Below are 21,476 nucleotides of genomic sequence, written 5' to 3'. Positions count from 1 at the left end.
AACACATCGATTATCACGCAAACAACGGAAAGGGGGGAATCAAGGGAATGCGCGTTACCCCATATATTCACTGCGAGAAAGTTCATGTTGGGCGTGCCGCCATGCGCACTGCCCGGCAATCCTGGCATCGTCCGCACCCGCCTCTGGGGCCGGTCAGACGTGTAAACCAAACTACATCGTATAAATCCTATGATTAAGATCAGAAAAGGGTTAGATCTGCCGATAGCCGGGGTTCCGGTTCAGGCGATCCAAGATGGCCCGAACATTCAGCATGTCGCCCTGCTTGGGGAAGAGTATGTCGGAATGCGCCCCTCCATGCTGGTGCAGGAAGGCGATACCGTTAAGAAAGGCCAGGCGTTGTTCGAAGACAAGAAAAACCCCGGGGTTTTCTTCACGGCACCCGCCAGTGGCCGCATCGCCGCGATTAACCGCGGCGAGCGGCGCGTATTGCAATCGGTGGTGATTGCGCTGGAAAACGGCGGCGACGATCAGCTCGAGTTCGCGCACTACCCGCTGGGTGAACTGAGCCAGCTGCCGCGCGAACAGGTCGAAAGCGAACTGATCGCCAGCGGACTGTGGACCGCGCTGCGCACCCGTCCGTTCAGCAAGACGCCGGCTCCCGGCAGCGAACCGCGCGCCATTTTCGTCACCGCTATGGACACCCAGCCGTTGGCCGCCGATCCGCAGGTGATCATCGCCGAGCAGCAGGCGGCGTTCAACGCCGGGTTGGTGGTGCTGGCGCGCCTGACGGCAGGCAAGGTGCACGTGTGCCATGCCGCCGGCGCCTCAGTTGGCCAGCAGAGCGGCCCGCAGATCGCCTACAGCGAATTCGCTGGCCCACATCCCGCCGGGTTGGCAGGCACCCACATTCACTTCCTCGAACCGGTCAGCCTGAAGAAAACCGTTTGGCACATCGGTTACCAGGACGCGATCGCCATCGGCACGCTGTTCACCACCGGCAAGCTCGACACCCGCCGGGTCGTGGCGCTGGCCGGGCCGCAGGTGACGCAGCCGGCGCTGCTGCGCACTCGTCTGGGAGCCAGCCTCGATGAGCTGACCGCCGGCCGCCTGAAAGAGGGCGAGAACCGGGTGATCTCCGGTTCGGTGCTGAACGGCATGCACGCAGCCGGGCCGAACGCCTGGCTGGGCCGTTTCCACTCGCAGGTGTCGGTGCTGGAAGAAGGGCGCGACAAAGAGCTGTTCGGCTGGATCGTGCCGTCGCCGAACAAGTTCTCCATTACCCGCACCACGCTGGGCCATTTCCTGAAGAACAAACTGTTCGCCTTCTCGACCACCACCAACGGCGGCGAGCGCGCCATGGTGCCGATCGGCAACTACGAGCGGGTGATGCCGCTGGATATTTTGCCGACGCTGCTGCTGCGCGATCTGCTGGCGGGCGACAGCGACAGCGCGCAGGCGCTGGGTTGTCTGGAGCTGGACGAGGAAGATCTGGCGCTGTGCACCTTCGTTTGCCCCGGCAAGTATGAGTACGCGCCGGTGCTGCGCGAGGTGCTGACCAAGATTGAGCAGGAAGGATAACCGATGGGCCTGAAGAATTATTTCGAGAAGATAGAGCATCACTTCACGCCGGGCGGCAAACTGGAAAAGTGGTACCCGCTGTATGAAGCGACCACCACGGTGTTTTATACCCCCGGCACGGTGACGCGCGGCGCTTCGCACGTGCGCGACGCCATCGATTTGAAACGCATGATGATCCTGGTGTGGTTGGCGGTGTTCCCGGCGATGTTCTGGGGCATGTACAACGTCGGCCAGCAGGCGATCCCGGCGCTGCACCATCTGTACAGCGGCGACGCGCTGCAACAGGTGCTGGCGGGCGACTGGCATTATCGCCTGGCGCAGTGGCTCGGCGCCTCGCTGGCGGCCGACGCCGGCTGGGTCAGCAAGATGGTGCTGGGCGCCTGTTACTTCCTGCCGATCTACGCCGTGGTGTTCGTCGTCGGCGGCTTCTGGGAAGTGCTGTTCGCCATTATCCGCAAGCATGAGGTCAACGAAGGCTTCTTCGTCACGTCCATCCTGTTCGCGCTGATCGTGCCGCCGACCCTGCCGCTGTGGCAGGCCGCGCTGGGCATCACCTTCGGCGTGGTGGTGGCCAAAGAGATCTTCGGCGGCACCGGGCGCAACTTCCTCAACCCGGCGCTGGCCGGCCGCGCCTTCCTGTTCTTCGCCTATCCGGCGCAGATCTCCGGCGATCTGGTGTGGACTTCCGCAGACGGTTTCTCCGGCGCGACGCCGCTGGCGCAGTGGAGCGCGGGCGGGGCGCACGGCCTGAGCAACGTCGCCACCGGCCAGTCCATCAGCTGGATGGACGCTTTCCTCGGCAATATTCCCGGCTCGATCGGTGAGGTGTCCACGCTGATGATCCTGATCGGCGGGGCGATTATCCTGTTCGGCCGCGTGGCCTCCTGGCGCATCGTCGCCGGCGTAATGCTCGGCATGGTGGCTTCCGCCCTGTTGTTCAATGCCATCGGTTCGGACACCAACCCGATGTTCGCCATGCCGTGGTACTGGCATCTGGTGCTGGGCGGCTTCGCCTTCGGCATGATCTTTATGGCGACCGACCCGGTTTCAGCCTCCTTCACCAATAAGGGGAAATGGTGGTACGGCATTCTGATCGGCGTGATGTGCGTGCTGATTAGGGTGGTCAACCCCGCCTATCCGGAAGGCATGATGCTGGCGATCCTGTTCGCCAACCTGTTCGCGCCGCTGTTCGATTACCTGGTGGTGCAGGCCAACATCAAGCGGAGACAAGCCCGTGGCGAATGAAGCGAAAAATGACGGCATCGGTAAAACGCTGCTGGTAGTGCTGCTGCTGTGTCTGGTGTGTTCAGTGGTGGTGGCTGGCTCCGCCGTCGGCCTGAAGTCCAAACAGCAGGAGCAAAAGCTGCTCGATAAGCAGCGCAATATTCTCGACGTAGCCGGCCTGTTGCAGCCGAAAATGGAGAGCGAGCAGGTCAAGCGCCTGTACAGCGAGCGCATCGAACCGCGCCTGGTGGATCTGAACAGCGGCGAGTTTGTCGCCGGCAAAGCGGCGGCGTTCGATCTGGGCGCTGCGCTGCGCGACGACGCCAAAAGCGTGGCGCTGGCGGCGGGCGACGATCCGGCCGGCATCAAGCGCCGCAGCAACCAGGCGGAAATCTACCTGGTGCGCGATGAAAGCGGCCAGGTGAACAAGATTGTGCTGCCGGTGTACGGCACCGGTCTGTGGTCGATGATGTACGCCTTCGTGGCGCTGGATAACGACGGCAACACGGTCAAGGGCATCACCTACTACGACCAGGGGGAAACCCCGGGGCTGGGCGGTGAGGTCGAGAACCCGTCCTGGCGTCAGCAGTGGGTCGGCAAGCAGCTGTTCGACGATAACGGCCAGCCGGCGATCCGCGTGGTGAAAGGCGGCGCGCGCCAGGGGGATGTGCACGGGGTAGATGGCCTGTCCGGCGCCACGCTGACCTCCAACGGCGTGCAGCATACGTTTGATTTCTGGTTGGGCGAGCACGGCTTCGGCCCGTTCCTGAAAAAAGTTCGTGAAGGAGCGCTGAAAAATGGCTGATTCCAAAGAGATAAAGCGGGTTCTGCTGGGGCCGCTGTTCGACAATAACCCGATCGCCCTGCAGGTGCTGGGCGTCTGTTCGGCGCTGGCGGTGACCACCAAGCTGGAGACGGCGGTGGTGATGACCATTGCGGTGACGCTGGTGACCGCGTTCTCCAGCTTCTTCATCTCGCTGATCCGTCACCATATTCCCAACAGCGTGCGCATCATCGTGCAGATGGCGATCATCGCCTCGCTGGTGATCGTGGTCGATCAGCTGCTGCGCGCCTATGCGTTCGAGATCTCCAAGCAGCTGTCGGTGTTCGTCGGCCTTATCATCACCAACTGCATCGTGATGGGGCGCGCCGAGGCCTACGCCATGAAGTCGCCGCCGATCGAGAGCTTTATGGACGGCATCGGCAACGGGCTGGGCTACGGGGTGATCCTGGTGCTGGTCGGTTTCCTGCGCGAGCTGATCGGCTCCGGCAAGCTGTTTGGCGTGCCGGTGCTGGAAACGGTGCAGAACGGCGGCTGGTATCAGCCGAACGGCCTGTTCCTGCTGGCGCCGAGCGCGTTCTTCATCATCGGCCTGCTGATCTGGGTGCTGCGCACCCTGAAGCCGGCGCAGATCGAAAAGGAGTAAAGGCCGATGGAACACTATATCAGCCTGTTTGTGCGCGCGGTGTTCGTCGAGAACATGGCGCTGGCGTTCTTCCTCGGGATGTGTACCTTCCTGGCGGTCTCGAAGAAGGTCTCGACCGCCTTTGGCCTGGGCATCGCGGTGACCATCGTGCTCGGCATTTCGGTGCCGGTGAACAACCTGGTCTACAACCTGATCCTGCGCGACGGCGCGCTGGTGGAAGGCGTCGATCTGAGCTTCCTCAACTTCATCACCTTCATCGGCGTGATCGCGGCGCTGGTGCAGATTCTGGAGATGATCCTCGATCGCTTCTTCCCGTCGCTGTATAACGCGCTCGGCATCTTCCTGCCGCTCATCACCGTGAACTGCGCCATCTTCGGCGGCGTGTCCTTCATGGTGCAGCGCGACTACAACTTCGCCGAATCGGTGGTGTACGGCATCGGTTCCGGCACCGGCTGGATGCTGGCGATCGTCGCCATGGCGGGGATCCGCGAAAAACTCAAGTATGCCAACGTGCCGGCAGGGCTGCGCGGCCTGGGCATTACCTTTATCACCACCGGACTGATGGCGCTGGGCTTCATGTCCTTCTCCGGTGTTCAGTTGTAAAGGCGGGAAGAATTTATGGAAATTATTTTAGGCGTAGCGATGTTCACCGCCATCGTGATGGTGCTGGTGTTGCTGATCCTGTTCGCCAAATCGAAGCTGGTGAACACCGGCGACATCGCGGTGGAAATCAACGGCGATCTGGATAAGAGCTTCCATGCGCCGGCGGGCGACAAGCTGCTCAACGTGCTCTCCAGCCAAGGGATCTTCGTCTCCTCGGCCTGCGGCGGCGGCGGCTCCTGCGGCCAGTGCCGGGTGGTGATCAAAGAGGGCGGCGGCGATATCCTGCCGACCGAGCTCTCGCACATCAACAAGCGCGAAGCGAAAGAGGGTTGCCGCCTGGCGTGCCAGGTGAACGTGAAGCAGAACCTGAAGATCGAGCTACCGGAAGAGATCTTCGGCGTGAAGAAATGGGAATGCGAAGTTATCTCCAACGATAACAAAGCCACCTTTATCAAAGAGCTGAAGCTGAAGATCCCCGATGGGGAAGACGTGCCGTTCCGCGCGGGCGGTTTCATCCAGATCGAAGCGCCGGCGCACGACATCAGCTACGCCGACTTCGACGTGCCGCAGGAGTATCGCGGCGACTGGGACAAGTTCAACCTGTTCCGCTACCGCTCGACGGTGAACGACACCACGGTGCGCGCCTACTCGATGGCCAACTACCCGGAAGAAAAGGGCATCATCATGCTCAACGTGCGTATCGCCACGCCGCCGCCGAACAATCCGGACGTGCCGCCGGGCATCATGTCTTCCTATATCTGGTCGCTGAAGCCGGGCGATAAGGTAACCATCTCCGGGCCGTTCGGCGAGTTCTTCGCCAAGGACACCGACGCCGAAATGATCTTTATCGGCGGCGGCGCGGGCATGGCGCCGATGCGCTCGCACATCTTCGATCAGCTCAAGCGTCTGAACTCGAAGCGCAAGATCACTTTCTGGTACGGCGCGCGTTCGCTGCGCGAGATGTTCTATGAAGACGACTTCAACCAGCTGCAGGCGGAGAACGAAAACTTCACCTGGCACGTGGCGCTGTCGGATCCGCAGCCGGAAGATAACTGGACCGGCTACACCGGCTTTATCCATAATGTTCTGCTGGAGAACTACCTGAAGAACCACCCGGCGCCGGAAGACTGCGAGTTTTACATGTGCGGGCCGCCGATGATGAACGCCGCGGTGATCAAGATGCTCAAAGATCTGGGCGTCGAAGACGAAAACATCATGCTGGATGACTTTGGTGGCTAAATTGCGCGCATTGGCGACGAAGAACTGGCTGACGGGCGTGGCGCTGAGCGCCACCCTGCTGCTGACCGGCTGCGGGCCGGAACAGGTGGATCTGACGGGTAAAACCATGGGCACCTCGTATTCGATCCGTTACGTGACCGGCGACGATACGCCGTCGGCGCGCGAGATGCAGGCGGAGATCGACAAACGGCTGGAACAGGTGAACGATCAGATGTCCACCTACCGGCCGGATTCCGAGCTAAGCCGCTTCAACGCCAGCCGCGACATTGACCGGCCGTTCCCGGTTTCGCCGGCCACCGCCGAAGTGGTGCGCGAAGCGCTGCGCATCAACCGCGTCACCGATGGCGCGCTGGACGTGACCGTCGGGCCGCTGGTCAACCTATGGGGTTTCGGCCCGGAAGGGCGACCGGACAAAGTGCCGAGCGAGGCGGAACTGGAGCACCGCCGCGCCTGGACCGGCGCCGACAAGCTGTCGGTGCAGGGCAGCGCGCTGGTGAAAAGCATCCCCGAGCTGTATGTCGACCTGTCTTCGATTGCCAAAGGATACGGCGTGGACGTGGTGGCGGAGTATCTGCAATCGCAACACGTGAAAGACTACATGGTGGATATCGGCGGTGAAGTTCGTACCCGCGGGCGCAACGGCGAGCAAAAGCCGTGGCGCATTGCCATCGAGCGCCCGACCGCCGGCGCGCAGCAGCAGGCGCAGCTGGTGATCCAGCCGGGGGAGATGTCGATCGCCACCTCGGGTGACTATCGCAACTACTTCGAACAGGACGGGGTGCGCTATTCGCACACCATCGATCCGGTCACCGGGCGGCCGATCCATCATCGGCTGGTGTCGATCACCGTGCTGAGCCCGACCTGCATGACCGCCGACGGCCTGTCCACCGGCCTGAACGTGATGGGGCCAGAGCGCGGCATGGCGCTGGCCAACCTGCTCGGTATCCCGGTGTTCATGATCGTGAAAACCGCCGACGGGTTTGAGGAGCGTTATTCGGACGCGTTCAAACCCTATCTGAAAAAGCGTTCGTGAGGTTGCTATGTTGACGGTATTCGCCGCTACCTTCGTGTTGTTCCTGCTGATCGTCGGCGGGATGTCGCTGGGTTACGTGTTCAAACGCAAAAGCCTGCAGGGCAGCTGCGGCGGCATCACCGCGCTGGGCATGGAGAAAGTCTGCGACTGCCCGGAGCCGTGCGATGCGCGCAAAAAGCGCGAAGCCAAAGCGGCGCAGCGGCGCGAGCAGTTGGACAAGCACCGCATTCTGTAGCGAAGCGAAAACCCGGCCTTGGCCGGGTTTTTTATTTGATAGGAAAAATGTACATCCTCTATTTTGTTCTTATCAAGCTTTAGGTCTTAAGGTTGATACAGCTCTCATTTTAAAAACATCCGGATTTTTCTGTTGCTTCTCAGTTGGTTAGCTCGTTGGCTCGGTTGGTTAAAATGTCGTCTCATTAGGTTTCTTTTGGATTCAGGGAGTTCCAGGATGGAACAACAAGAAGGGATAAAACGGGTGTTAACGGTGGGTGAAATTAATTTGGCCCGTTCCGTGTTTGGCAGGTCAGTTTTCTATGAGAAGGTGTTTGTCCACTGCGATAGCTATCTGCCGTTTGGATTGCAAGCCAGCAGAACGGCGATGGCGCCCAACGGAGAAGTCTGGTTTAGACAAGCTTTGTATAAGGCTGATTTTTCCACGGCTGCTGCAGGTTTCCAGCATGTATTTATCCACGAAATGAGCCATGTCTGGCAGCACCAAAAAGGTATGTGGGTGAGAACCCGAGGTTTATTGAGTTGGGCTGCTGAATACAAATATCGACTCGATGGTAAACAGCTATTGCATAACTACTCTATGGAACAGCAAGCTTCTATCATCGCTGATTATTGGTTCCTGAAGAAGTATGGTTACACTATCTGGCTGGGCGCGATTAACAATGGCGTGAATTTTCAGGGAGTAACGGATAAAACGATCGCCAGAAAATACGAATATACGCTTTCTCAGTTTCTTAAGCAGAGGTAACAGGATGAACCGCATTATTTTGGTTGGAACTCTGGCTTTGCTGCTCGCCGGCTGCATGCACATGAACGATCCGAGGCCAAAAAACTACTTGGCCAACGCCACTGTCGTTGATAACCACGTCTGTGTGCGGGTTCAACCTGAAGGGGACGAGCGGTTGGCCGGCGTTATTATCGAAGAAATCGGCAACGCCAACGCTATCTTCGGCAAGCACTTCACGGATAACGAGATGCCTGCGGTCACCGCAGCTACGTGTATTCCCGACGATAATTATAAATTCGAAGACGGGAAGTCTTATGGGGTATCGGTGACGCTGTTGTCGCCGGATAAACGAAATAAAGGTCTTGAGCCTGCCGCCCGGCTATTCGGCGCTGGGTTTAGTGTTCGCAATGAAAATGGCATCATCCAGGTAGTTCCTGCTCACTAACGGATGTTGAAAGCCATAAGGGCATAAGGTGGGATGTCGAACCGCCTTATGCCGTAGCCGGTTATTTATTTCGCCTTGCGGAAGCTATTCGCCTCGGCCGGCGAGTTGACCATCACGCCGTCGGCGCCCAGCGCCAGCGCCTGCTGATACTCCTGCGGCGTGTTGACGCCGAACAGAATGATGTGCGCCGGGCCCTGCGAGCGGAAGCAATCCATCGACTCTTTATCCCAGGTCAGAAACGCCTTCGAGCGCCCTTCGCCGAGGGTGTACTTCTCTACCACTTCCACCTCGCGCTTCAGCTCCAGCCCATACCAGCGCGGCTGTCGGTTGTCCGGTTTGACATCGCACTGGTGCGCCATGGTGACGTTGGCCAGCAGCGTGCGGGTCTCGTCGCGGCTTTCAAAGCGCGGGACGGCCGGCGGCAGCGCCTGCAGGTATTTGGCATCGGTAGAGTAAACGCGGGTGCGGTTCAGGCTGTCGGTGCTTTCCAGCGTCGCCAGCAGCGCCTGGCCAAACTGCGCCGGATCGGCGTCCGGGGATTTGATGTCCAGATAGAAGGTGACGTGCGGAAACGCCTTTAGCACCTCGTCCAGCCGCGGAATGCCGATGCCCTGGCCGCGGAACGGATGCGCATCGCCTTTGGCGAACGCCCAGCCGGCATCGGTCTCGGCCAATTGCGCGGCGGTATAGGCAGAGACCGGGCCCTGCCGGTTGGTCAGCGCCTTCAGATCCGAGGGGCGATACAGCACGATGACGCCGTCTTTGGATTCTTGCAGGGTGATCCAAATGGCGTCGGCACCGTTTTTCAGCGCGGTTTCGATGGCGATGCGGGTGTTTTCCGGCGCATCGGCGGTGCCGCCGCGATGGGCGACGATCGCCGGCGCGTGACCGGTGGCGGCGCTGGCCGCCAACGCGCTCAGCGACAGCGCGGAAGCCAGCAGCCAATGAGAAAATCTGATCATGTAGAGTACCTTGTCGTTATCGTTGTGGTGAGCCGCACGGGATGACGGAAATCATACTATTGAAAAATTAAGCTTTTTTAACAACGCGGAAATATCTGGCGGAAACGGCGCTTTCATCGAAGCCTGCGGCCTTGAGCTTTCGGTATCTGACTGTATACTTATACAGTGTTACTGGAGGGTGCGATGCGTAAAATCATTCATGTCGATATGGACTGCTTCTTCGCGGCGGTGGAAATGCGCGACGATCCCAGCCTGCGCGATATCCCGCTGGCGATTGGCGGCAGCGCCGATCGGCGCGGGGTGATCAGCACCGCCAACTACCCGGCGCGGCGCTACGGCGTGCATAGCGCCATGTCTACGGCGATGGCGCTCAAGCTGTGTCCGCATCTCACCCTGCTGCCGGGGCGCATGGCGGCCTACAAAGAGGCTTCGTTGCATATCCGTGAAATCTTCGCCCGCTATACCCCGTTGATCGAGCCGCTGTCGCTCGATGAAGCCTATCTCGACGTGACCGACAGCCCGCAATGCAACGGCTCGGCGACGCTGATCGCTCAGGAGATCCGTCAGGCGATCGCCGATGAGCTGAATCTCACTGCGTCGGCCGGCGTCGCGCCGATCAAGTTTCTCGCCAAAATCGCTTCCGAGATGAACAAGCCGAATGGGCAATACGTGATCACCCCGGCGCAGGTGCCGGCGTTTTTGCAGCAGCTGCCGCTCAGCAAAATCCCCGGCGTCGGCAAGGTGACCGCCAAACGGCTGGAGGAAGTGGGGCTTATCACCTGCGCCGACGTGCAGCAATACGATTTGGCGCAGCTGCTCAAGCGCTTCGGCAAGTTCGGCCGGGTGCTGTGGGAGCGGTGTCAGGGCATCGATCGGCGCGAAATCTCGGCGGAGCGGCTGCGTAAATCGGTGGGCGTGGAGCGCACGCTGGCGGAGGACATTCACGACTGGGAAGATTGCGAAACGCTGATTATCGACAAACTCTACCCCGAGCTGGAGATGCGGCTGCGTAAGGTGAAGCCGGATCTGCATATCGCCCGGCAGGGCGTGAAGCTGAAGTTTCAGGATTTTCAGCAAACCACCCAGGAGCACGTGTTCCCGGTGTTGAATCAGCAGGATTTGCTGGCGGTGGCGCGGCAGGCGTGGCGCGAACGGCGTGAAGGGCGCGGCGTGCGGCTGGTGGGGCTACATGTGACGCTGCTCGATCCGCAGCTGGAGCGGCAGCTGGCGCTGCCTTGGGAATAAAAAAGCCGGCGATTAGCCGGCTTTTTGCGTTAAGCGCGCAGATTACGCGCGCTCAGGGATCGCTTTCAGCAGCGAGGTCAGCAGCTTCCAGTACAGACCGACGCTTTCGATATGCACCTGCTCATCCGGCGAGTGCGGGCCGGTGATGGTTGGCCCGATCGATACCATATCCATGTTTGGATACGGCTTTTTGAACAGACCGCATTCCAGGCCGGCGTGGATCACCATGATGTTCGGCGTCTTGTTGAACAGCTCCTGATACAGCTCGCGCACCAGGTGCATCACCGGCGAGTCGGCGTCCGGCTGCCAGCCCGGGTAGCCGCCCTTCGGCGCCACCTTGGCGCCGGCCAGCTGGCCCAGCGCGGTCAGCATCTCGACCACGTAATCTTTGCCGCTGTCGATCAGAGAGCGGATCAGGCAGATGATTTCCGCTTCGTTTTCGCTGGTGGTGACCACGCCGACGTTCAGCGAGGTTTCCACTACGCCTTTGACCGCGTCGCTCATGCGGATCACGCCGTTCGGCGTGCCGTTCAGCAGCGCCAGGAAGCGTTGCTGGCTGTCGGCGCTCAGCGCCTGCGAAGCGCTGGTGGCCGGCTCCAGCAGCACGGTGATGTTCTTCTCTTTGGCGGAGAGTTCGTTCTGCAGCACCGCCAGGAACTCCTGGCTCAGCGCTTTCAGCGCGTCGGCTTTTTCCGCCGGCACCGCAACCACCGCGGAGGCTTCACGCGGAATGGCGTTGCGCAGGGTGCCCCCGTTCAGATCCAGCACGCGCAGGTTCAGCGCCGCCGCATGGGCGAACAGGAAGCGCGCCAGCAGTTTGTTGGCGTTGCCCAGCCCGACGTGGATCTCGGCGCCGGAGTGGCCGCCTTTCAGGCCCTTGAGGGTCAGCTTCAGGGTTTGGTAGCCGGCCGGCACCGCTTCGCGCTGCAGCGGCAGGGTGGTGATGAAGTCGATACCGCCGGCGCAACCCATGTAGATTTCGCCTTCTTCTTCGGAGTCGGTATTGATCAGGATGTCTGCCTGCAGCCAGTTTGGCTGCAGCCCGAAGGCGCCGTCCATGCCGGCTTCTTCGGTCATGGTCAGCAGCACTTCCAGCGGGCCGTGCTCAACGCTGTCATCGGCCAGCACCGCCAGGGCGGAGGCCATGCCGATGCCGTTGTCGGCGCCCAGCGTGGTGCCGCGCGCTTTCACCCACTCGCCGGCGATATAAGGCTGGATCGGATCCTTGGCGAAGTCGTGCACGGTGTCGTTATTCTTTTGCGGCACCATGTCCAGGTGCGCCTGCAGCGCCACCGGCTTGCGGTTTTCCATGCCTTTGGTGGCCGGTTTGCGCAGCAGGATATTGCCGACCTGATCGCGCTCGGCGTGCAGGTTCTTCTCTTTGGCCCAGGTGAGGATGTGCTGCGCCAGCGCTTCTTCATGATAAGAAGGGTGCGGGATAGAACAGATCTTGGCGAAAATATCCCACAGCGGCTGTGGCGAAAGCTGAGACAATTCAGACACTATAAGTCTCCTGTGACGGCAGGCTCCGACAGGACGGGCGTGCCGCGCGGTTGAGGTGAGCGGGTATCTGTGCGTCGTGGCACGATCGTTAGAGAATATCACTTTATTTCCGGCGGCGCGCGCCCCGTATTGTGCGGTTTAAGCGCTTGATCACACGGCTTCGCGGCGGGAACGTTCGCTTTTTCAGCATCAATCACCGAAAAGCCGCGCGGCGGAAATCGCGAGGTTTTCCTCGGTACAGCTGGAATTCAACGCGGCCAGTCTCTATAATCTCGCGCAACCTTTTTTCCCCTGAACTATAAAGTAAGCCGCTTCACCAGCCGGCTGGGACACGATTCTATGAGCGAAAAATACGTTGTTACCTGGGATATGCTGCAAATACATGCACGCAAGCTGGCGCACCGCCTGCTGCCTGCCGACAAATGGACCGGCATCATTGCCGTCAGCCGCGGCGGCCTGGTGCCGGCGGGCCTGCTGGCGCGCGAACTGGGCATTCGCTATGTGGATACCGTCTGCATTTCCAGCTACGACCATGACAACCAGCGCGAAATGAAAGTGCTCAAGCGCGCCGAAGGCGACGGTGAAGGCTTCATCGTGGTGGACGATCTGGTGGATACCGGCGGCACCGCAAAAGCGATCCGCGACATGTACCCGAAAGCGCATTTCGTCACCATCTTCGCCAAGCCGGCGGGCCGTCCACTGGTGGACGACTACGTGATCGACATCCCGCAGGACACCTGGATTGAGCAGCCGTGGGACATGGGCGTCAGCTTCGTTCCCCCTATCGGCGGTCGCTAAGCTCAGCCAGTTCCAAGTCAACGCCCGGTTATGTCGGGCGTTTGTTTAAGGATAAACGTGATGGCGTTGTCAGGCTTACCGAAGGCAAGATATAAAAAATAAGGAAAATCAATTTATTGATTTTCGGCCGTTGACCACAAAGGAGGAAAAACCACGCTTTTTCCTCCTTTGTCAGCCGCCTGACGCCCGGTTATGCCGGGCGTTTGCGTTATCTTGGTTTATCCCGCCAGAGTTAGGTACACTACCTCCAGTTAAGTAGGCCTGTTGCGGCCTATCGCCAGATTTACGGAGGCTGTTGTTACCATGGCACAGGCCAACCTTTCTGAAATTCTTTTCAAGCCCAAATTCAAACACCCTGAAACCTCGACGCTGGTGCTGCGCGCGCGCAACAAAGTGAGCGCCGCCATGCATTCCGCATTGGAAGGCGACACCACCGGCAGCTGGTACCGCATGCTGAACCCGCTGCTGTGGGCCTGGCGCGGCGTCAGCCCGATCGAAATCCACGAAGTGCTGGCGCGCATCGCCGCCTCCGACGCCGAGCGCAGCAACCCGCAGCGGCTGGATACCGTGGTGGGCTACCGCAACGGCAACTGGATTTACGAGTGGATCCATCAGGGCATGCAGTGGCAACAGCGGGCGACGGAGCAGCAGGATCCGCTGGTCGGCGGCGAGTACTGGCTGAAGGCCGCAAGCCTGTACAGCATCGCCGGCTACCCGCACCTGAAGGGCGACGAACTGGCTGAACAGGCGGAGATGCTGGCTAACCGCGCGTACGAAGAGGCGGCGCTGCTGCTGCCGTATCAGCTGAAAGAGCTGGAGTTTCGCATCGAAGGCGGCGGCAGCGTCACCGGGTTCCTGCACATGCCGGAGAAGGGCGAAGCGCCGTTCCCGACGGTGCTGATGTGCGGCAGCCTCGATACGCTGCAGACCGACTATCATCGCCTGTTCCGCGACTACCTGGCGCCGCACGGCATCGCCATGCTGACGCTCGACATGCCGTCGATCGGCTCCTCCTGCAAATGGAAGCTGACGCAGGACTCCAGCTACCTGCACCAGCAGGTGCTGATCCAGCTGGCCTCGGTGCCGTGGGTGGATCATCAGCGGGTGAGCGCCTTCGGCTTCCGCTTCGGCGCCAACGTGGCGGTGCGATTGGCCTACCTGGAGCCGCAGCGGCTGCGCGGCGTAGCCTGCCTGGGGCCGGTGGTGCATCGCCTGCTGTGCGACAGCAGCACCCAGCTGAACGTGCCGGACATGTATATGGACGTGCTGGCGAGCCGCATGGGCATGGCTAACGCCTCGGACAACGTGCTGAAGGTGGAGCTGAACAGCTACTCGCTGAAAATGCAGGGGCTGCTGGGGCGCCGTTGCCCGACACCGATGATCTCCGGCTACTGGGAGCGCGATACGCTCAGCCCGAAAGAGGAGTCGCAGCTGATCGTCACCTCCTCGGTGAGCGGCAAGCTGATCGCTATCCCGCGCACCCCGGTCTACGACAGCTTCCACCGGGCGTTGCTACAGATGTCCGGTTGGCTGAGGGACAAAATGCGTTAATTAGTTGCTAAATTTTAACAGTTTGTTAAAAAGAGTGGTCTACATTGAGGAGGTTAGAGAATGACGTTACCGAGTGGTCACCCTAAAAGCCGACTAATGAAACGTTTTGCCAGCTTGGGGCCGTACCTGCGTGAAGGGCAATGTGAGAACGACCGGTTTTTCTTTGATTGTTTGGCCGTCTGCGTCAATGTAAAGCCCGCTCCGGAGAAGCGCGAGTTCTGGGGCTGGTGGATGGAGCTGCAGGCGGAAGAGGCGCGCTTCACCTATTCGTACCAATTCGGCCTGTTCGACAAGGAAGGCGACTGGACGGCGCAAAACATTAAGGATGATGAAGTGAACGCCAAGCTGGAAGACACCCTGCGCGACTTCCATCGCCGCCTGGGCGAGCTGCTGGCGACCATGGAGCTGGGGCTGGAACCCGCCGACGATTTCAAAGAAAAACTGATCAAACTCTCCGCCTGACCCCGTTTGACCACGTATTGTGCTGATTTCGCGTTGTGCCTGTTGGCATAACGCGTCTCTCCTGTTACAAAGACCTTTGCACTCTTCTTCTCATCATTACACACGGCAGAAATACTATGAACGGCAGCCAGACATTGGTTGTGAAATTGGGCACCAGCGTGTTGACCGGCGGATCGCTGCGTCTGAACCGCGCCCACATCGTCGAATTGGTGCGCCAGTGCGCGCAGCAACACGCCGCGGGCCACCGCATCGTCATCGTCACCTCCGGCGCCATCGCCGCCGGGCGCGAGCACCTGGGCTATCCCGAGCTGCCCGCCACCATCGCCTCCAAGCAGCTGCTGGCGGCGGTAGGGCAGAGCCGGCTGATCCAGCTGTGGGAACAGCTGTTCTCCATTTACGGCATCCACGTCGGGCAGATGCTGCTGACGCGCGCCGATCTGGAAGACCGCGAGCGCTTCCTCAACGCGCGCGACACCATGACGGCGCTGCTGGACAACCGCATCGTGCCGGTAATCAATGAGAACGACGCCGTCGCCACCGCCGAAATCAAAGTGGGCGACAACGATAACCTGTCGGCGCTGGCGGCCATTCTGGCCGGGGCCGATAAACTGCTGCTGCTGACCGATCAGCAGGGCCTCTACACCGCCGATCCGCGCAACAACCCGCAGGCCGAACTGATCCGTGAAGTGCACGGCATCGACGACGCGCTGCGCGCCATCGCCGGCGACAGCGTCTCCGGTCTGGGCACCGGCGGCATGGGCACCAAGCTGCAGGCGGCCGACGTGGCCTGCCGCGCCGGCATCGACGTGGTGATCGCCGCCGGCAGCAAGCCGGGCGTGGTGGCGGACGTGATCGAGGGCAAACCGGTGGGCACCCGTTTCCACGCGCTGGAAACCCCGCTGGAAAACCGCAAGCGCTGGATCTTCGGCGCGCCGCCGGCCGGTGAGATCACCGTCGACGACGGCGCGGTGGAAGCGATGATGGCGCGCGGCAGCTCGCTGCTGCCGAAGGGCATCCGCGAAGTGAAGGGCGACTTCTCGCGCGGTGAAGTGATCCGCATCCGCAACCTGGCGGGGCGCGATCTGGCGCACGGCGTCAGCCGCTACAACAGCGATGCGATGCGCATGATCGCCGGGCACCACTCGCAGGAAATCACCGAAATCCTCGGTTATGAATACGGTCCGGTGGCAGTGCACCGCGACGATATGATTGTCAGTTAAGGAGTGAGCATGCTGGAGCAGATGGGGAAGGCCGCCAAGCAGGCCTCCTGGCAGCTGGCGGTGCTGAGCACGGCGAAGAAGAATCAGGTGCTGTCGGTGATGGCCGACAGGCTGGAAGCCAACAGCGAAGCGATCCTGCTGGCGAACGAACAAGACATGGCGCAGGCGCGCGCCACCGGCATGAGCGAAGCGCTGCTCGATCGCCTGCTGTTGACCCCGGCGCGGCTGGCGGCGATCGCCAACGACGTGCGCCAGGTGTGCCGCCTGAACGATCCGGTCGGCCACGTGTTGGACGGTAACCTGCTGGACAGCGGGCTGAAGCTGGAGCGCCGCCGGGTGCCGCTCGGCGTGATCGGCGTGATTTACGAGGCGCGGCCGAACGTCACCATCGACGTCGCCAGCCTGTGCCTGAAAACCGGTAATGCGGTGATCCTGCGCGGCGGTAAAGAGACGCACAACACCAACCAGGCGACGGTGAAAGTGATCCAGCAGGCGCTGGAACAGTGCGGCCTGCCGGCGGCGGCGGTGCAGGCTATCGACAGCCCGGATCGCGCGCTGGTGAACGAACTGCTGCGCCTGGATCGCTATGTCGACATGCTGATCCCGCGCGGCGGCGCCGGCCTGCACAAGCTGTGCCGCGAGCAATCGACCATCCCGGTGATCACCGGCGGCATCGGCGTGTGCCACACCTACGTGGATGCCGACGTCGATTTCGACAAGGCGCTGACGGTGATTGAAAACGCCAAGATCCAGCGCCCGAGCGCCTGTAACTCGCTGGAGACGCTGCTGGTGAACCGCAGCATCGCCGCCGAGTTCCTGCCGGCGCTGAGCGCCAAAATGGCGGCGGTGGGCGTGACGCTGCACGCGGCGGAAAACGCGCTGCCGCTGCTGCAGGGCGGCCCGGCGACGGTGGTGCCGGTGAATGCGGAGGATTACGACGACGAATGGCTGTCGCTGGATCTGAACGTGCTGCTGGTGGACGATATCGATCAGGCCATCGACCACATCCGCACCCACGGCACCAACCACTCCGACGCGATCCTCACCCGCTCGCTGAGCAGCGCCGAGCACTTCGTGCGCGCGGTGGACTCCTCGGCGGTGTACGTCAACGCCAGCACCCGCTTCACCGACGGCGGCCAGTTCGGCCTGGGCGCGGAAGTGGCGGTGAGCACCCAGAAACTGCACGCCCGCGGGCCGATGGGCCTGGACGCGCTGACCACCTACAAGTGGATCGGCTACGGCGACGATCTGGTGCGCAGCTAAGGCCGCATTGCGGTCATAAAGACGTCAGGGCGCAGCGTGCTGCGCCCTGATTGTTTTTGGAAAAGGGGGCTGCACGATAGTCTGGTTGCTTGCAAAACAACCAAACGCCCCGGCGGCTATTGACTCATTTCGCGCGCAGGTCTACCTTGTTCAACGCACTTCCGGCTTGCCCCGCAGGCCCGGCTCGATGCCGATATAGCTCAGTTGGTAGAGCAGCGCATTCGTAATGCGAAGGTCGTAGGTTCGACTCCTATTATCGGCACCATCCTCTCTTCCTGTAACGTCCGTAATCATCCAAAAATACATTAAATAACAATACATTGATTGAGTTTTATGTCCGTGACTGTCCGGCGCCGTCCTGTGGAATCCAATATCAGGTGTGTGTAGAATTGCGTGTACTTCTGTTCGGTCTTGAGTTTCTATACACATGCGACTTAATAACTTACAAATCCGGAATGCTAAACCCACCCCTAAACCTTACACGTTGAGTGATGGGTTGGGCTTATCCCTTTTGGTTGAACCCAATGGCAGCAAGAGCTGGCGCTTTCGTTATCGCTTTGCTGGTAAGCCCAAGATGATTTCATTCGGCGTCTATCCTGTCGTTTCGTTGGCCGATGCTCGGTCAAAGCGCGATGAATCCAGAAAGTTAGTTGCTGAGGGGCAGAACCCCAGCACAGTTCGTAAAGAGAAAAAGCTGGCGCAGCTATACGGGAATGCAAACACCTTTGAAGCGATCGCGAAGGAGTGGCATCAGTCCAAATTGGCGACGTGGTCAGCAGGGTATGCGGCCGATATTATGGACGCGTTCAACATTGATATTTTCCCCTATCTGGGACAGCATCCCATTTCGGCGATAAAGCCGCTTGAGCTACTCACAGTGCTTCGCAAAATTGAGGCGCGTGGGGCGCTTGAGAAAATGCGTAAGGTCAGACAGCGCTGCGGTGAGGTCTTCCGATATGCCACGGCAACCGGGCGGGCGGAGTTCAACCCAGCCGCCGATCTCTCCAGCGTTTTGATTAGCCCAAAATCTACTCATTATCCTTTTTTATCCGTTGACGAAATCCCCGATTTTCTTGCGGCGCTGGAGATGCACTCCGGCAGTCGGTTGGTACAGCTGGCGACGAAGTTACTGATGTTGACCGGAGTCAGGGGGATTGAGCTGCGCATGGCGCAATGGCATGAGTTTGATCTGGATAACGCGCTTTGGGAAATTCCGCAGGAGCGCATGAAAATGCGTCGAGCCCATCTCGTACCATTATCGACGCAGGCGGTGGCCATCCTGAATGAACTGAGAACCTATACGGGCAACTATCGCTATGTTTTCCCGGGCCGTAATGACGTCAACAAGCCGATGAGCGAAGCGAGTATCAACCAGCTCCTTAAGCGTATCGGCTATCACGGTCGACTCACCGGCCACGGCTTCAGGCACATGATGTCCACGATTTTGCATGAGCAGGACTTCAATACCGCCTGGATAGAGATGCAGCTCGCCCACGTGGACAAGAACGCCATTCGCGGCACTTACAACCACGCGCAGTACCTTGAGAAACGCCGTGAGATGCTGCAATGGTACGCCGATTTTATCGCGGGCCTTGCTCGCTAGAAAATGCCGCCAATAAATCGTTAAAACCCCCTGGCGCGCAATGCTACCCCCGCCTCGCCTGCGCACTTCATGTGTCGCTTTTCATGCAGGTGCATTAAGGGGCACAGACCGCGCCGTTGCTGGCACGGCAGGGGATAAAAAATGCATTTTCTTGCATGCAAAATCATGCACTCTAAGCATGCACGCGTTCTTTGACACCCGCTAGCCAGAAAAAGGCTGTTTTCGGGGGAAGGATAGAGGGCGTGCGATGGACGCGGGCGTGATTATCCCATCATAGCGAGGCCCGTGATGGGGACTTGCGCCGCCTTTCTTCCAGCCTGCGTTTTTGTTATGCGGCCGCCTCAGATATTGATTGCAAAATCACCTTTGCGATTTTAGTTCTTCTTTAAACTCTTCACTACTGTTCACTCAAATAAAAAAGTAGTTAAATCAACAAATAAAACTGTGATGAGTCATTTCTTTACTCATCACCCGGTGTTCACTACTGTTCACCCGGCTAAGAAGGGTCTTTTCTCTGGCTAGCCTGGGGTTGCACCTGTGAGCCTGTTTCTGCCTATTAATAAACGGCTATTCATGGCTCGTTTATTCCTTTAGGGTTGCCAAGGTTTGCCAATAAAGGTCAATATTAACCTATATGCCCATTTGGTTGAAAAATAGGCATAAAAGCTGTCCCACCACACAACAACACCTTGTTGCTACCCCGATAAATATTCACATAATAGGGCGCTACCGAAGTTCACACAGTCCCGGCCAGCGTTGGCCGGAAACAAAGAGGTAGCGTTTTTATGATGCCCGTTTCCACCCCCACCCCATCCACCCCGTCGCCGGTGCTTCCTGGCGGTTACACCCCGCGCGAACGTTTTATCCGTCTGCCTGAAGTGCTCTACACCACCGGCCTGTCCCGTTCCACCGTGTACGAGATGATGAGCCGCAAACAGTTCCCGGCCCAAGTCTCCCTCGGCGGTAAAAACGTCGCCTGGCTGGCCTCCGAGGTCGAGCAGTGGATGGACGAACGTATCGCCAACCGTCACCAGGGGAGCGCTGAGTGATGCAGTTAACCCTCGGTCGACACTGTTTTACCCTGAGCGGCAACGACGCCTTGTTTGTGGCCGAAGCCATCTTGTTGCAGCGCAAGCACCCGGATATCGTCTTGCCTGAACATTGCAGTGAAAAACACGGTGTGATTTGCCTGACGAACCGGCAGGCAGTGGTGCGTCGTATCTGTGCTGACGAAGTGGTTGATCACAATGCGATCGATTGAACGCCCGGGGGCGTCTTACGGCTTGCCCCCACGTCCGGCTCTGCGCTATAGTCCTCCCGCTGCCGCAAAATCGGCAGCCGGGCGTGGAAACCCGAGCTTAATCTTGGCGACAAATGAACACGCGCCACGCGTGTTTTTTTATGTCGCGGCCTTAGTGCGCTCATTTTTTGCGCGGTGGATGTTATGCTATCGCAGCAGTCAATCAATGGTGGCTCAGGCGGGGCTGACTTCGGTCAGGCCGGTTCCCAAGGTTGCCGGTATTTCCACCCCCGTCTGGGCTACCACCCATAAGCGTGGAAACTTCGGTGGTAGCGGTAATCCATTAACCTTGGAGGCTGCCACCATGGCTACGACCCTCACCCCGACTCACCCTACATTCTGCTTCCTGTTTGCGGCCGTGCGCCGTTCTGCGCTGACGGCTTCACCGCGTATGGTGCGCACCGTGGCGGATTCTGAGCACAACGCCCGCCGCGTGCTGGCCCGTGATTACGTGTTGTCCTTTGCCGGTCGTCTGCCGGTTAAGGCGGCAGCATGAATACCCTGGCCGACCGCTACTACCGCGACACCCATTACCCTATCCCGCATGCCGATTTTCTGCGTCTCCAGCATGCGCACGCTACCGGCGTGCTGTTCCTTGACCTGCTGGACACCCTCGACTCGAGCGGGCAGCGCCCCAATCCCGTGCAACAGGCCTCGCTCGCCTCGGTCATTGCCCTGCTGACCGACCAGCTCGGCCACGTCGTCAACACCTGTGAATCCCAAATCCTTGCCCGCATGGAGGCCACCGCCGCATGAACACCTCATCCTGTTTACCGATTGAAGTCCGTACCGCCGTTTTCCGCCGCGCCGTGGCGCAGGCCTATCTAGATACCTGCGCCTTTTACCGGGTGAGCCTGGGGTACACGCTGGACGAGCTGCAGATGACGATTGCCCTGCGTTTGGAAGGGCACTTTGTGCGTCAGTACGGCGCAGAGGACGGCATGGACATGGCGTGCACCATGCTGAGTGACATGGTGCAGCCCGACGTTCTGGTGGCCGCACCGCGCCTGACCGCGCTGGGGCAAAAGATGATGGACGAGCTGTGCTGCGAGCGCCTGTCGGCGGCACAGAACACCACCGTACACTGAGGAGAAGAGC

At 59.9% G+C, this 21,476-nt stretch carries 24 protein-coding genes and 1 tRNA gene; 23 read left to right on the top strand and 2 right to left on the bottom strand.

The features are described 5' to 3' along the window. The first annotated feature begins 189 nt into the window (after positions 1–189). From AC2CGQ_RS20875 to AC2CGQ_RS20830, 10 genes are all read left to right on the top strand, one after another. Complete coding sequence (locus AC2CGQ_RS20875) at positions 190–1,539, top strand: Na(+)-translocating NADH-quinone reductase subunit A (RefSeq protein ID WP_031300185.1); 1,350 nt, start codon at positions 190–192, stop codon at positions 1,537–1,539. 3 nt (positions 1,540–1,542) lie between these two features. After that, positions 1,543–2,784, top strand: coding sequence for an NADH:ubiquinone reductase (Na(+)-transporting) subunit B (locus AC2CGQ_RS20870; RefSeq protein ID WP_021505005.1), 1,242 nt, complete (start codon positions 1,543–1,545; stop codon positions 2,782–2,784). Beyond that, a complete protein-coding gene (locus AC2CGQ_RS20865; protein ID WP_015376731.1) occupies positions 2,774–3,568 on the top strand; it encodes a Na(+)-translocating NADH-quinone reductase subunit C in 795 nt (264 codons plus the stop codon). Before AC2CGQ_RS20870 ends, AC2CGQ_RS20865 begins: the two co-directional genes overlap by 11 nt. Then, positions 3,561–4,190, top strand: coding sequence for an NADH:ubiquinone reductase (Na(+)-transporting) subunit D (locus AC2CGQ_RS20860; protein ID WP_004930232.1), 630 nt, complete (start codon positions 3,561–3,563; stop codon positions 4,188–4,190). Before AC2CGQ_RS20865 ends, AC2CGQ_RS20860 begins: the two co-directional genes overlap by 8 nt. A 6-nt stretch (positions 4,191–4,196) precedes the next feature. Next, entirely contained in the window at positions 4,197–4,793 is a 597-nt protein-coding gene (gene nqrE, locus AC2CGQ_RS20855; protein WP_015376732.1) for an NADH:ubiquinone reductase (Na(+)-transporting) subunit E, read from the top strand. A 15-nt stretch (positions 4,794–4,808) separates the two neighbouring features. Continuing rightward, a complete protein-coding gene (gene nqrF / locus AC2CGQ_RS20850) occupies positions 4,809–6,032 on the top strand; it encodes an NADH:ubiquinone reductase (Na(+)-transporting) subunit F (protein ID WP_033634097.1) in 1,224 nt (407 codons plus the stop codon). Then, the gene (locus AC2CGQ_RS20845) at positions 6,016–7,065 is read left to right on the top strand and encodes an FAD:protein FMN transferase (protein ID WP_049241365.1); all 1,050 of its coding nucleotides are present in this window, start codon (positions 6,016–6,018) and stop codon (positions 7,063–7,065) included. The genes nqrF and AC2CGQ_RS20845 overlap by 17 nt, the downstream gene beginning before the upstream one ends. Before the next feature lie 7 nt (positions 7,066–7,072). Then, positions 7,073–7,300 carry a (Na+)-NQR maturation NqrM gene (nqrM, locus tag AC2CGQ_RS20840; protein WP_004930244.1) on the top strand — a complete coding sequence of 76 codons (228 nt, stop codon included), beginning with the start codon at positions 7,073–7,075 and terminating at the stop codon, positions 7,298–7,300. A gap of 216 nt (positions 7,301–7,516) precedes the next feature. Continuing rightward, positions 7,517–8,047 (top strand): type IV secretion protein Rhs, encoded by a 531-nt coding sequence (locus tag AC2CGQ_RS20835; RefSeq protein WP_176063648.1) that lies wholly within the window; start codon positions 7,517–7,519, stop codon positions 8,045–8,047. 4 nt (positions 8,048–8,051) lie between these two features. Continuing rightward, positions 8,052–8,471, top strand: coding sequence for a putative T6SS immunity periplasmic lipoprotein (locus AC2CGQ_RS20830; protein WP_075686141.1), 420 nt, complete (start codon positions 8,052–8,054; stop codon positions 8,469–8,471). 65 nt (positions 8,472–8,536) lie between these two features. On the opposite strand, the gene AC2CGQ_RS20825 is transcribed toward AC2CGQ_RS20830, so the two are convergent. After that, on the bottom strand, positions 8,537–9,433 hold the full coding sequence (locus tag AC2CGQ_RS20825; RefSeq protein WP_176063646.1) for a glycerophosphodiester phosphodiesterase family protein: 897 nt from the start codon (positions 9,431–9,433) through the stop codon (positions 8,537–8,539). Between the two features lie 183 nt (positions 9,434–9,616). Between AC2CGQ_RS20825 and dinB the strand changes: the two genes are divergently transcribed. After that, positions 9,617–10,678, top strand: coding sequence for a DNA polymerase IV (dinB, locus tag AC2CGQ_RS20820; RefSeq protein WP_021505001.1), 1,062 nt, complete (start codon positions 9,617–9,619; stop codon positions 10,676–10,678). Positions 10,679–10,720: 42 nt separating this feature from the next. On the opposite strand, the gene pepD is transcribed toward dinB, so the two are convergent. Continuing rightward, entirely contained in the window at positions 10,721–12,181 is a 1,461-nt protein-coding gene (gene pepD, locus AC2CGQ_RS20815) for a beta-Ala-His dipeptidase (protein WP_049241371.1), read from the bottom strand. Positions 12,182–12,520: 339 nt separating this feature from the next. Here pepD and gpt point away from each other — a divergent pair, with 339 nt between their 5' ends. The 12 genes from gpt (at position 12,521) to AC2CGQ_RS20755 (ending at position 21,466) form a co-directional block, all read left to right on the top strand. Next, positions 12,521–12,979: a xanthine phosphoribosyltransferase gene (gene gpt / locus AC2CGQ_RS20810; protein ID WP_004930253.1), complete on the top strand. Its 459-nt coding sequence runs from the start codon at positions 12,521–12,523 to the stop codon at positions 12,977–12,979. Between the two features lie 303 nt (positions 12,980–13,282). Then, positions 13,283–14,530, top strand: a complete 1,248-nt coding sequence (gene frsA, locus AC2CGQ_RS20805; RefSeq protein ID WP_015376737.1) for an esterase FrsA — start codon at positions 13,283–13,285, stop codon at positions 14,528–14,530. 60 nt (positions 14,531–14,590) lie between these two features. Next, positions 14,591–14,992, top strand: a complete 402-nt coding sequence (crl, locus tag AC2CGQ_RS20800) for a sigma factor-binding protein Crl (RefSeq protein WP_004930258.1) — start codon at positions 14,591–14,593, stop codon at positions 14,990–14,992. A 116-nt stretch (positions 14,993–15,108) separates the two neighbouring features. Beyond that, entirely contained in the window at positions 15,109–16,212 is a 1,104-nt protein-coding gene (gene proB / locus AC2CGQ_RS20795; RefSeq protein ID WP_033634090.1) for a glutamate 5-kinase, read from the top strand. Between the two features lie 9 nt (positions 16,213–16,221). Continuing rightward, on the top strand, positions 16,222–17,475 hold the full coding sequence (gene proA, locus AC2CGQ_RS20790) for a glutamate-5-semialdehyde dehydrogenase (RefSeq protein ID WP_019454296.1): 1,254 nt from the start codon (positions 16,222–16,224) through the stop codon (positions 17,473–17,475). 189 nt (positions 17,476–17,664) lie between these two features. Next, positions 17,665–17,740: transfer RNA gene (locus AC2CGQ_RS20785), tRNA-Thr, on the top strand. A 162-nt stretch (positions 17,741–17,902) separates the two neighbouring features. Beyond that, a complete protein-coding gene (locus AC2CGQ_RS20780) occupies positions 17,903–19,078 on the top strand; it encodes a tyrosine-type recombinase/integrase (protein ID WP_484593857.1) in 1,176 nt (391 codons plus the stop codon). Positions 19,079–19,863: 785 nt separating this feature from the next. Further along, the gene (locus AC2CGQ_RS20775) at positions 19,864–20,127 is read left to right on the top strand and encodes a helix-turn-helix transcriptional regulator (protein WP_480941304.1); all 264 of its coding nucleotides are present in this window, start codon (positions 19,864–19,866) and stop codon (positions 20,125–20,127) included. After that, positions 20,127–20,339, top strand: coding sequence for a hypothetical protein (locus AC2CGQ_RS20770; RefSeq protein ID WP_480941319.1), 213 nt, complete (start codon positions 20,127–20,129; stop codon positions 20,337–20,339). The genes AC2CGQ_RS20775 and AC2CGQ_RS20770 overlap by 1 nt, the downstream gene beginning before the upstream one ends. Continuing rightward, positions 20,326–20,874: a host cell division inhibitor Icd-like protein gene (locus AC2CGQ_RS20765; protein ID WP_480941303.1), complete on the top strand. Its 549-nt coding sequence runs from the start codon at positions 20,326–20,328 to the stop codon at positions 20,872–20,874. The genes AC2CGQ_RS20770 and AC2CGQ_RS20765 overlap by 14 nt, the downstream gene beginning before the upstream one ends. After that, on the top strand, positions 20,871–21,134 hold the full coding sequence (locus AC2CGQ_RS20760) for a hypothetical protein (protein WP_484593856.1): 264 nt from the start codon (positions 20,871–20,873) through the stop codon (positions 21,132–21,134). Before AC2CGQ_RS20765 ends, AC2CGQ_RS20760 begins: the two co-directional genes overlap by 4 nt. Further along, on the top strand, positions 21,131–21,466 hold the full coding sequence (locus AC2CGQ_RS20755) for a DUF5375 family protein (protein WP_480941301.1): 336 nt from the start codon (positions 21,131–21,133) through the stop codon (positions 21,464–21,466). The genes AC2CGQ_RS20760 and AC2CGQ_RS20755 overlap by 4 nt, the downstream gene beginning before the upstream one ends. Positions 21,467–21,476 lie beyond the last annotated feature (10 nt).

The organism is Serratia sp. DFXYC6, assembly GCF_057196085.1.
The sequence above is the reverse complement of the archived record's forward strand: the minus strand, read 5'-3'. Positions and strand labels throughout refer to the sequence as shown.